Source organism: Idiomarina sp. H2 (assembly GCF_004364275.1).
Classification (GTDB): Bacteria; Pseudomonadota; Gammaproteobacteria; order Enterobacterales; family Alteromonadaceae; genus Idiomarina; species Idiomarina loihiensis.
Genome location: NZ_SNZY01000005.1, coordinates 226,199 through 237,072, shown reverse-complemented (window position 1 = coordinate 237,072; position 10,874 = coordinate 226,199). Strand labels below are relative to the sequence as shown.

The window sequence follows — 10,874 nt, the reverse complement described above, 5'->3', positions numbered from 1 at the left end:
TGAGTAATTCTTAACGTTTTTCTTATTGCAAAAATTCTTTACTGGTCTAGTGTGTCTATACAGGGAACTGCAAATTGGCAGTGCTGTAGCTTACTATTTACACATTGGATATTAATAACGATAAAAAGGAATCCAAGATGGCTAAGGGGCAAACTTTACAAGACCCATTCTTAAATGCGTTACGTCGTGAGCGCATACCAGTATCTATTTACTTAGTTAATGGCATTAAACTGCAGGGACAAATTGAGTCTTTTGATCAATTCGTTGTCTTATTAAAGAATACGGTTAGCCAAATGGTGTATAAGCATGCAATTTCAACAGTTGTACCTGCGCGTATTCCTCAAAATTATTTGCCGCAACAAGCTGGCGAAGATATGGCTGAAATAGAAGATTAATGGTGAAAGAGAGGTCTGAACAACTTGTTCGATAGGTATGAAGGTGGCGACTACGCAATATTGGTTCATGTGGATTTACCCGCGGAAGTTGACCGAGAAGATCTCTCCGAATTACAACTTTTAGCTGATTCTTCGGGCGTGAAAACTATGGGAGTGATGACTACAAGTCGTAACTCCCCAACCCCCAGATACTTTGTTGGTAGTGGTAAGGCAGAAGAAATTGCCGAGCAGGTAAAGCTGCTGGACGCTAACATTGTTATCTTTAATCACGCGTTATCACCAACGCAAGAGCGAAATCTGGAAGCCATTTGCAAATGTCGGGTGTTAGATCGTACGGGTCTTATTCTAGATATTTTTGCGCAGCGGGCACGAACCCACGAAGGTAAGTTGCAGGTTGAATTAGCGCAACTGCGTCATATATCGACACGACTGGTGCGAGGCTGGACTCACCTTGAGAGACAAAAAGGTGGTATTGGTTTACGTGGGCCAGGTGAAACCCAGCTTGAGACCGACAGACGCTTAATTCGCGGACGTATTAAAAATATTTTAAAGCGCCTGGAGAAAGTCCAGAAACAGCGGGAGCAGGGGCGTCGGGCTCGTAAAAAGGCGGATATTCCTACCGTATCGCTGGTGGGTTATACCAACGCAGGTAAATCGACGCTATTTAATCGCCTGACTGAAGCCGGCGTTTATGCCGCGGATCAGCTATTCGCAACACTTGACCCAACCCTTAGAAAACTTGCAGTAGAAGATATTGGTGAAGTGATTCTGGCTGACACCGTTGGTTTTATTCGTCACTTACCTCATGACCTGGTCGCAGCTTTTAAAGCGACGCTTCAGGAAACTCAAGAGGCCGATTTATTGTTACATGTGGTTGATGTCAGCGACGAACAGCAGCAAAATAATATTGATCAGGTTGCTGAGGTTTTGGAAGAAATCGATGCTGGCGATGTACCACAGTTAATTATTTGTAATAAAATAGATCAAGTGGAAGGGGCCGAGCCCCGGATTGATTACGATGACAATCAAAGGCCAATAAGGGTCTGGGTTTCAGCGCAGCAAGACCTTGGCATTGAGGAAGTACTGGAGGCTTTACGGCAGATACTTGGCCCGCAGATGGTCGAGCTGACTCTGAAAATCCCCCACTCAATGGGTAAATTACGTGGTACATTATACCGTTGGAATAGCGTGACATCGGAAGATGTTAACGAAAATGGTGAACTTGCGTTGCAAGTGCGCATGTCATCGGTAGACTGGCAGCGTTTACACAAGGCTTATGGCGACCAACTGGACGACTTAGTCGTGCAGCAATAGAATTTTTTATAGCAACAGTTTTCTTAAAAAACTTGGAGCACTCAATGGCTTGGAATCAACCGGGAAACGGTAATAACAATGACCGTGACCCATGGAAAAATCAAGGTGGCAAAGATCAAGGCCCGCCTGATCTCGACGAAGCAGTTCGCAAACTGTTTTCCAAATTCGGTTTTGGTGGGAAAAAAGGCGGCGGCTCGGGCGGCAGTTCAGGTATCCCGGCAAAAGGCGTCGGTATCATCGCAATTATCGCATTAATTGTTTGGTTTATTGCCGGTTTCTACACAGTAAAAGAAGCAGACCGCGGCGTTGTACTGCGTTTTGGTCAGTTTCATACTTTGGTTGAGTCGGGGTTGCATTGGCGCCCGGTATTTATCGACTCGGTAGAACATGTCGACGTAAACAATATCCGTTCGGACAAAACCGACGGCTACATGCTGACTCAGGATGAAAACGTGGTTCGTGTTGAGCTGGATGTTCAGTATCGCGTTGTTGATCCGCGTGCGTATTTATTTAACGTAGAAAATGCCGACGGTGTTTTATCACGAGCGACTGACAGCGCTTTACGTTTTGTAGTGGGTCACACCACCATGGATGAAGTGCTGACTCGTGGTCGTGAGGAAGTCAGAGCGAATACTCTGGATATGCTCGAAAAAACCATGAATCCATACACGGTTGGTTTGCAGGTAGTTGATATTAACTTGCTGCCAGCACGGCCACCGGAGGCGGTTAAAGACGCCTTTGATGATGCTATATCGGCTCAGGAAGATGAAGAGCGCTTCATTAGAGAAGCTGAAGCTTATGCCCGCGAAGTAGAACCCTTGGCACGAGGCCAGGTACGTCGTATGTTGCAGGAAGCGCAAGCTTATCGTGAGCAAATTATTCTTGAGGCTCAGGGTGAAGTTGCTCGCTTTGAAGAATTGCTGCCTCAATATCAAAACGCACCTGAAGTTACGCGTCAGCGTATCTACCTTGATACTCTGCAGGAGCTTTATGCGAAAACGCCTAAGGTACTGGTTGACGTTGAAGGTGGTAACAACATGATGTACTTACCACTAGAAAAACTTCTCGAAAAGCAAGGTCGTAATACAAATTCATTCTCTCCGACGCGTATTCCTGAAGATGTTTCAGGTGGTTCCTCAAGTACTGGAACAGAGACACAAAATACGCGCAGCAGTAACCGCAGCGGAGGTCGAAACTAATGAAAAACCTAATCGCAATAATTGTTGTGGTCCTGGTCGTTCTGGGTCTTTCCTCCGTTTATGTAGTTAAGGAAGGCGAACGCGCCATCTTAATTCAGTTCGGTAAGGTCGAGCGTAATGCAGAAACTGGTGAAGCTATGGTTTTCGAACCCGGTTTACACTTTAAAATCCCTTTCATTGAACAAGTGAAAAGACTGGATGCCCGTCTGCAAACATTAGACGGAGATCCTGACCGCTTTGTCACCAGTGAGAAAAAGGATTTGATTGTTGATACCTACGTTATGTGGCGTATTAATGACTTCTCTACTTTCTATCTGAGTACTAATGGCGGTAACTACCTCCAGGCTGAAGCTCTGTTAACTCGTCGTATTAACAGCGGTTTGCGTAGTGAATTTGGTAACCGTACCATTTCTGACATTGTTTCCGGTGAGCGTGATGAGTTAATGCGTGAAGCGTTAATACAAGGTTCAGAAAGTGCTTCCGACTTAGGTGTTGAAGTGCTGGATGTCCGCGTTATGCAAATTAATTTACCGGATGAAGTCAGTCAATCTATTTACCAGCGTATGCGCGCTGAACGTCAGGCTGTTGCGACAGAACACCGTTCTGAAGGTCGCGAACAAGCTGAGTTTATCCGTGCCGATGTTGACGCGCGTGTAACGGTAATGCTTGCCGACGCCAAACGTCAATCACGCGAGTTACGTGGTGAGGGTGATGCACAGGCGGCGAAAATCTACGCTGATGCTTATCAGAAAGACGCCGAGTTCTTTGCCTTTATCCGTAGTATGGAAGCTTATGGTGAATCATTCGGTTCCGGCAATGACATGTTAGTGCTTGATGCAAACAGTGACTTTTTCCGTTATTTACAAAATATGATGGGAAAAACTGAAGAGTAATCATGAATGAGCGTCTGATGTTTCCATCAGGCGCTCACCTCCGATGTACAAACCCTCCGATTAAAGGTAAGATCGCTCCGATTTTTTTTACGCGGGGCAATCATGAGTCAGAACGTTGTAATTCTAGGCACCCAGTGGGGTGACGAAGGCAAAGGTAAAATTGTTGACCTGTTAACCGATAAAGCCACTATGGTTGTGCGGTATCAGGGCGGACATAATGCTGGGCACACATTGGTTATTGACGGTGAAAAAACCGTCCTGCATTTAATTCCTTCAGGTATTCTACGCAAAAATGTTCAATGCGTTATTGGCAACGGCGTGGTTTTATCACCCGAAGCACTGATGGAAGAAATGGCTATGCTGGAAGCACGACATGTTCCAGTGGCAGACCGTTTGCGTATCAGCAAAGCTTGTCCATTAATTCTGCCATTCCATGTAGCTCTTGACCAGGCACGTGAACGTGCGCGCGGTAAAGAAGCCATTGGTACAACGGGGCGTGGCATTGGTCCTGCGTATGAAGACAAAGTTGCCCGTCGCGGTCTGCGCGTTGGTGACTTATTTGATATGAAGCGTTTTGGTGAGAAGCTGAAAGAGCTGGTGGATTATCACAACTTCTCCTTAGTTGAATACTATAAAGCCGATGCAATTGATTTCGATACCGTACTTAAGCAATGCGAAGAGTTCGCCGAAGTATTGAAACCTATGGTGATTGATGTACCTGCTTTACTTGATAAAGCACGTAAAAATGGCGAGTCAATCATGTTCGAAGGTGCACAGGGCACTTTGCTGGATATAGACCATGGTACTTACCCTTATGTAACCTCTTCCAATACAACCGCAGGCGGTGTTGCGACCGGAGCTGGCTTTGGTCCTCGTTATATTGATTACGTGTTGGGTATTGTCAAAGCCTACACCACTCGCGTGGGTAGTGGACCCTTCCCGACTGAACTTGACTGTGAAGTAGGCCAGCACTTAGGTGAGAAAGGTCATGAGTTTGGTGCAACCACCGGGCGCAAACGCCGTACCGGTTGGATAGACGCTGTAGCGATGCGGCGGGCAGTACAAATTAACTCTATCAGTGGCTTCTGCTTAACTAAGTTAGATGTACTGGACGGCCTTGAAGAGTTAAAGATTTGTATTGGTTATCAGCTCTCCGATGGCAGTGTGACAGAGCATCCTCCGCTGTCTGCAGAAGACTATGAAGTGGTAGAGCCCATTTACGAAACAATGCCGGGCTGGCAGCAAAGCACTGTTGGCATAACTGAACATAAAGAGTTACCGCCAGAAGCTTTAGCTTATATTGCCCGTATCGAAGCGTTAACCGGTGTACCGGTAGATATCATTTCAACCGGTCCAGATCGTAAAGAAACCATTGTCTTACGGCACCCGTTTGGGCAGTAAGAAAAAGTAGTGTATGTTACTAAAAGACGGTCAGTTTTCATCCGATGTAGATAAAAACTGACCAGTCAGAACAAAAAACTTAAAAAAATTACGCGCACCTATTGCACTATCAAATCTAGTACCATAGAATGCGCTCCACCTAACCGGTGGTGCCGGCATAGCTCAGTTGGTAGAGCAACTGACTTGTAATCAGTAGGTCCCGAGTTCGACTCTTGGTGCCGGCACCAATTTAAATTGCAAGACACGGGAGGGGTTCCCGAGTGGCCAAAGGGATCAGACTGTAAATCTGACGGCTCAGCCTTCGCAGGTTCGAATCCTGCCCCCTCCACCACGCAATTTCCTTGGTTTTGAAGTGGCCTCATAAAATTGTGAATTTGCGGGTGTCGTATAGTGGCTATTACCTCAGCCTTCCAAGCTGATGACGCGGGTTCGATTCCCGCCACCCGCTCCACATTCCGTCAGTGCTGATATAGCTCAGTTGGTAGAGCGCACCCTTGGTAAGGGTGAGGTCGGCGGTTCGAATCCGCCTATCAGCACCATTTCAATTTAGGCCCCTAATAAACCTCGGTAATGCTTTTTAGCTTAGGTAACACACCGAAGAATTTTGTTAGAGAGGCTGCAATGTCTAAAGAAAAATTTGAACGTTCGAAGCCGCACGTAAACGTCGGCACCATCGGTCACGTTGACCACGGTAAAACAACACTAACTGCTGCTATCACAACTGTTTTGGCAAAAGTTTATGGTGGTGCGGCGAAAGACTTCGCAGCCATCGATAACGCGCCAGAAGAGAAAGAGCGTGGTATTACCATTTCAACGTCACACGTTGAATATGACACACCAACTCGTCACTACGCACACGTAGACTGCCCAGGGCACGCTGACTATGTTAAAAACATGATCACCGGTGCGGCGCAGATGGACGGCGCAATCTTAGTAGTAGCAGCAACAGACGGCCCAATGCCACAGACTCGTGAGCACATCCTGCTTTCACGTCAGGTAGGCGTACCATTCATCGTTGTATTCATGAACAAATGTGACATGGTCGACGACGAAGAGCTGTTAGAGCTGGTAGAAATGGAAGTTCGTGAACTGTTGTCAGAATATGACTTCCCGGGCGACGACCTGCCAGTAATTCAAGGCTCTGCACTGAAAGCGCTGGAAGGCGACGAAGAGTGGAGCAAGAAAATTGTTGAGCTGGCTGACGCACTGGATAACTACATCCCAGAGCCAGAGCGTGACATCGATAAGCCGTTCATCATGCCAATCGAAGACGTATTCTCGATTTCAGGTCGTGGTACGGTAGTAACAGGTCGTGTAGAGCGCGGTATCGTGCGTACAGGCGACGAGTGTGAAATCGTTGGTATGAAAGACACCACGAAGACCACAGTTACTGGTGTTGAGATGTTCCGTAAGCTGCTTGACGAAGGTCGTGCAGGTGAGAACATCGGTGCCTTGTTGCGTGGTACTAAGCGTGACGACGTAGAGCGTGGTCAGGTACTGGCGAAGCCAGGTACAATTACTCCGCATACTAAGTTCGAAGCGGAAGTTTACGTACTGAGCAAAGACGAAGGTGGCCGTCATACGCCATTCTTTAAAGGCTACCGTCCACAGTTCTACTTCCGTACAACGGACGTTACTGGTGCCGTAGAATTGCCAGAAGGCGTAGAAATGGTCATGCCTGGTGATAACCTGAAGTTTGTTGTAGATTTGATTGCTCCAATCGCAATGGACGAAGGTCTGCGTTTCGCTATCCGTGAGGGTGGCCGTACCGTAGGTGCAGGCGTTGTATCAAAAATCATGGACTAAGCAGTCCGGTTGATTTTAAGAGCCCGGCTTTGGCCGGGCTTTTTTATGCCTGCTAGGGCGGAGAAGGGCGCGGCTGGGCTTGCGTCAAAAACCATAATAGGTATAATACCGCGTCCAATCCTGCACCAATTGTAGGGTAGGCAAATTTAGGGGCGTAGTTCCAATTGGTAGAACAGCGGTCTCCAAAACCGATGGTTGGGGGTTCGAATCCCTCCGCCCCTGCCAGATTTTATTGATTCAAAGCGAAGACCGGTCGCAACTAGGATTAAAGAATGAGCGCAAATAACGAGACGCAAAGCAGTTCGTTGAACAGTTTGAAATGGATAATCACAATCGCCCTTTTAGTTGTTGCTATTGGCGGTAATCATTATTACACAGAAGAAGTGTCGGTTTTATACCGTGCTATTGCTGTGGTTGTTTTAGTTGCCTTAGCAGGTTTCTTTGCCAGCACGACAACGAAGGGAAGAACCTTTTTGTCGTTTGCGAAAGAAAGTCGTACCGAAGTTCGAAAGGTTGTCTGGCCATCGCGTCAGGAAGCGACTCAAACAACGCTTATCGTTGTTGTTGCGACCGTTGTAGTAGCACTTATTCTCTGGGGCCTTGACGGCATCCTGGTACGTGTCGTTGGCTTCTTAACCGGATTGGAGATTTAACCATGAGCGATAAGAAACGTTGGTACGTAGTACAAGCTTTTTCCGGTTACGAGGCACGGGTTTCTGAATCTCTGAAAGAACATATCAAAATGCACGGTATGGAAGATAAATTCGGTGAGATTCTGGTACCTAAAGAAGAAGTTGTGGAAATGCGCGGCGGCGTTCGTCGCAAAAGTGAACGCAAATTCTTTCCGGGCTATGTTTTAGTCGAAATGGATATGGACGAAGATGCCTGGCACTTGATTAAGAGCGTGCCTCGCGTACTTGGTTTCATCGGTGGTAGTAGCGATCGTCCTACCCCTATTTCAAAGAAAGAAGCCGATGCTATCCTCGACCGCTTACAAGATTCTGCAGATAAGCCTAAGCCTAAGACCTTATTTGAGCCGGGCGAAGTTGTACGTGTTAACGACGGTCCTTTCGCTGACTTCAACGGTACGGTTGAGGAAGTTGATTACGAGAAGAGCCGTGTTACGGTATCGGTTTCGATCTTCGGCCGAGCGACACCAGTTGAGCTTGAATTTGGTCAGATAGAAAAAGCCTGATCAAAAAAGCAGCAAGACAAAGATTGATCTATGGCGCGAAGTCACTTATAATTCGCGTCCTTTTTTAACGGGAAGCCGTTGGAGTAACTTTCCTCTGAAAAGTTACGAGGCGTTAAACCCACAACAGAGGTAATTATCATGGCGAAGAAAGTATCGGCCATTATCAAATTACAGGTAGCTGCTGGTTCAGCTAACCCGTCACCGCCAGTTGGTCCTGCATTGGGTCAGCACGGTGTGAACATCATGGAATTCTGTAAAGCGTTCAACGCACAGACCGACAGCCTGGAAAAAGGCGCTCCGGTTCCTGTTGAAATTACAGTGTTCGAAGACCGTTCATTCACATTTATTACCAAAACGCCTCCTGCGTCTTTCTTATTGAAGAAAGCGGCTGGTATCAAAAGTGGTTCAGGCGAGCCGAACACCAAGAAAGTTGGTACGGTAACTCGCGCGCAATTAGAAGAAATTGCGAAAACTAAAGAACCAGACCTGACTGCTGCCGACATGGACGCAGCTGTACGCACTATCGCCGGCTCTGCTCGCGCGATGGGCTTGAACGTGGAGGGCTAATCAATGGCTAAATTAACAAAACGCGCTCGTATGATCGCAGAGAAAGTTGAAGCCCGTGATTACGATGTGAATGAAGCGATTACTCTGTTAAAAGAGTTAGCAACAGCAAAATTCACTGAAAGTGTTGATGTCGCAGTAAACTTAGGCATCGATGCTCGTAAATCTGACCAAAACGTTCGTGGTGCTACGGTACTGCCAAACGGTACTGGCCGTGACGTTCGTGTTGCTGTATTCACTTCAGGTGACAATGCAGAAAAAGCGAAAGCAGCCGGTGCAGATATCGTTGGTATGGAAGACTTAGCAGCGCAAGTTAAGAAAGGTGAAATGAACTTCGACGTAGTCGTTGCATCACCTGACGCAATGCGTGTTGTTGGTCAATTAGGTCAAATCTTAGGTCCACGTGGCCTGATGCCTAATCCGAAAACTGGTACTGTAACTCCAGACGTAGCAACTGCAGTTAAAAACGCTAAAGCTGGTCAGGTTCGCTATCGCAACGATAAAAACGGTATTGTTCATGCAACAATCGGCCGTGTTGACTTCGATAACGACAAATTGAAAGAAAACCTTGAAGCTCTGCTGGCAGCTCTTAAGAAAGCTAAGCCTTCTTCAGCTAAAGGTGTTTTTGTAAAACGCATTAGCCTGTCCACAACAATGGGTGCTGGTGTGAGCATTGACCAGGCAACTGTAGCAGCGGTTTAATTCGCTTCAGTCAGGTTAGTGTAATGGTTTATGGGTTGGAGCTGCCGTGGCGTTGCTAAGGCGCAACAAAACAAGGCTCCCGTCCAAGACCGTAGGTGTACCGCGAGAATCTCAGAATATCGAGTAGTGGCACTTAATTTCCTACGCAGATGGTGATATCCGACTCAGGCTCTCTGGGTAGAGAATCACCGTGACAACGCGGTGGGTTTTATCCCACCTAATTGTAACGAGGGACTTCGGTCCCAAATTGAAAACGAGGTGATATCAGTGGCAATTGGTTTAGCCGGAAAGAAAGCCATCGTTAAGGAAGTTAACGACGTTGCTTCAAATGCGCTAGCCGTCACCGTTGCTGAATATCGAGGCATCGAAGTAGCCGATATGACTGCGCTGCGTAAGAAAGCTCGCGAGCAGGGTATTTTCGTTAAAGTTGTACGAAATACACTGGCAAAACGCGCTTTTGAAGGCACACAGTTTGACGACATGGGCGATGCACTTAAAGGACCTCTTGTTTATGGGTTTTCTATGGACGCACCGGGCGCTTCAGCTCGTTTGTTCAAAGACTTCTCAAAAGAAAACAAGAACTTGCAAGTGACAGCTCTGTCAATCGGTAATGGCATCATGGGTCCAGAAAAATTGGACGCAGTTGCTTCACTTCCGACTCGTGACGAAGCATTGGCTAAATTGCTCGCCACCTTCAAAGAACCGGTTAGCAAATTCGTTAAAACAGTTAACGAAGTACCTAGCAAGTTCGTTAGAACGTTGGCAGCAATTAAAGACGCTAAATAATACGTTGGTTTTTTAACCATTTTTTTGTAATTATAAACCCAGGAGTTTAGAGTAATGGCTCTGACTAAAGACGACATCTTAAACGCGATCGCTGAAATGCCAGTAATGGAACTGGTTGAACTGATCGAAGCAGCTGAAGAAAAATTCGGCGTTGACGCATCTGCAGCAGTAGCAGTAGCTGCTCCAGCAGCAGGCGGCGAAGCAGCAGCTGAAGAGAAAACTGAATTTGACGTAGTACTGAAAGCAGCTGGCGCAAACAAAGTTTCCGCTATCAAAGCTGTTCGCGGCGCAACTGGCCTTGGCTTGAAAGAAGCTAAAGCTATGGTTGAGTCTGCACCAGTAGCAGTTAAAGAAGGTGTAAGCAAAGACGAAGCTGAAGAGCTGAAAAAGCAGCTTGAAGAAGCTGGTGCGGAAGTTGAAGTTAAGTAATTTAACTTTTGTACGACATATGGCCTTTTAGGCCTCGGGCTGGTGGTTAATTAACCACCAGCCCTTTTGCGCTGTATCGCTTGTATCATTTTGCCCGAGGTTGGATACAGATAAGCGAAAAAAATAACAACGGGATCGACAGATAAAAGATTAATCTGTTTTTAACCATCGAACCACTCGTTGGTTAGGG

General features: G+C 46.8%; 12 protein-coding genes and 5 tRNA genes. All 17 read left to right on the top strand.

The window, feature by feature from the left end; genetic code table 11:
- Nucleotides 1–137: 137 nt before the first annotated feature.
- The 17 genes from hfq (at nucleotide 138) to rplL (ending at nucleotide 10,684) form a co-directional block, all read left to right on the top strand.
- On the top strand, nucleotides 138–395 hold the full coding sequence (hfq, locus tag DET62_RS08640) for an RNA chaperone Hfq (RefSeq protein WP_011233595.1): 258 nt from the start codon (nucleotides 138–140) through the stop codon (nucleotides 393–395).
- Nucleotides 396–419: 24 nt separating this feature from the next.
- Entirely contained in the window at nucleotides 420–1,709 is a 1,290-nt protein-coding gene (hflX, locus tag DET62_RS08635; RefSeq protein WP_034818792.1) for a ribosome rescue GTPase HflX, read from the top strand.
- Nucleotides 1,710–1,753: 44 nt separating this feature from the next.
- On the top strand, nucleotides 1,754–2,908 hold the full coding sequence (gene hflK / locus DET62_RS08630; RefSeq protein WP_110014153.1) for an FtsH protease activity modulator HflK: 1,155 nt from the start codon (nucleotides 1,754–1,756) through the stop codon (nucleotides 2,906–2,908).
- Nucleotides 2,908–3,801, top strand: a complete 894-nt coding sequence (gene hflC / locus DET62_RS08625) for a protease modulator HflC (RefSeq protein WP_011233598.1) — start codon at nucleotides 2,908–2,910, stop codon at nucleotides 3,799–3,801. The genes hflK and hflC overlap by 1 nt, the downstream gene beginning before the upstream one ends.
- A gap of 102 nt (nucleotides 3,802–3,903) precedes the next feature.
- Nucleotides 3,904–5,202: an adenylosuccinate synthase gene (locus DET62_RS08620; RefSeq protein ID WP_011233599.1), complete on the top strand. Its 1,299-nt coding sequence runs from the start codon at nucleotides 3,904–3,906 to the stop codon at nucleotides 5,200–5,202.
- 151 nt (nucleotides 5,203–5,353) lie between these two features.
- Nucleotides 5,354–5,429, top strand: a tRNA-Thr gene (locus DET62_RS08615).
- Between the two features lie 19 nt (nucleotides 5,430–5,448).
- Nucleotides 5,449–5,533: transfer RNA gene (locus DET62_RS08610), tRNA-Tyr, on the top strand.
- Between the two features lie 45 nt (nucleotides 5,534–5,578).
- Nucleotides 5,579–5,653, top strand: a tRNA-Gly gene (locus DET62_RS08605).
- A 12-nt stretch (nucleotides 5,654–5,665) separates the two neighbouring features.
- A tRNA-Thr gene (locus DET62_RS08600) sits at nucleotides 5,666–5,741 on the top strand.
- 82 nt (nucleotides 5,742–5,823) lie between these two features.
- On the top strand, nucleotides 5,824–7,008 hold the full coding sequence (tuf, locus tag DET62_RS08595) for an elongation factor Tu (protein ID WP_011233600.1): 1,185 nt from the start codon (nucleotides 5,824–5,826) through the stop codon (nucleotides 7,006–7,008).
- 148 nt (nucleotides 7,009–7,156) lie between these two features.
- Nucleotides 7,157–7,233, top strand: a tRNA-Trp gene (locus DET62_RS08590).
- A gap of 47 nt (nucleotides 7,234–7,280) precedes the next feature.
- The gene (secE, locus tag DET62_RS08585; RefSeq protein ID WP_110014408.1) at nucleotides 7,281–7,661 is read left to right on the top strand and encodes a preprotein translocase subunit SecE; all 381 of its coding nucleotides are present in this window, start codon (nucleotides 7,281–7,283) and stop codon (nucleotides 7,659–7,661) included.
- 2 nt (nucleotides 7,662–7,663) lie between these two features.
- Nucleotides 7,664–8,203, top strand: a complete 540-nt coding sequence (nusG, locus tag DET62_RS08580) for a transcription termination/antitermination protein NusG (protein WP_011233602.1) — start codon at nucleotides 7,664–7,666, stop codon at nucleotides 8,201–8,203.
- Nucleotides 8,204–8,341: 138 nt separating this feature from the next.
- Nucleotides 8,342–8,770, top strand: a complete 429-nt coding sequence (rplK, locus tag DET62_RS08575) for a 50S ribosomal protein L11 (protein ID WP_011233603.1) — start codon at nucleotides 8,342–8,344, stop codon at nucleotides 8,768–8,770.
- A 3-nt stretch (nucleotides 8,771–8,773) separates the two neighbouring features.
- A complete protein-coding gene (gene rplA, locus DET62_RS08570) occupies nucleotides 8,774–9,469 on the top strand; it encodes a 50S ribosomal protein L1 (RefSeq protein ID WP_011233604.1) in 696 nt (231 codons plus the stop codon).
- Nucleotides 9,470–9,736: 267 nt separating this feature from the next.
- Nucleotides 9,737–10,255 carry a 50S ribosomal protein L10 gene (rplJ, locus tag DET62_RS08565; RefSeq protein ID WP_011233605.1) on the top strand — a complete coding sequence of 173 codons (519 nt, stop codon included), beginning with the start codon at nucleotides 9,737–9,739 and terminating at the stop codon, nucleotides 10,253–10,255.
- Nucleotides 10,256–10,309: 54 nt separating this feature from the next.
- Nucleotides 10,310–10,684: a 50S ribosomal protein L7/L12 gene (gene rplL / locus DET62_RS08560; protein WP_011233606.1), complete on the top strand. Its 375-nt coding sequence runs from the start codon at nucleotides 10,310–10,312 to the stop codon at nucleotides 10,682–10,684.
- The last annotated feature ends 190 nt before the right edge of the window (nucleotides 10,685–10,874 follow it).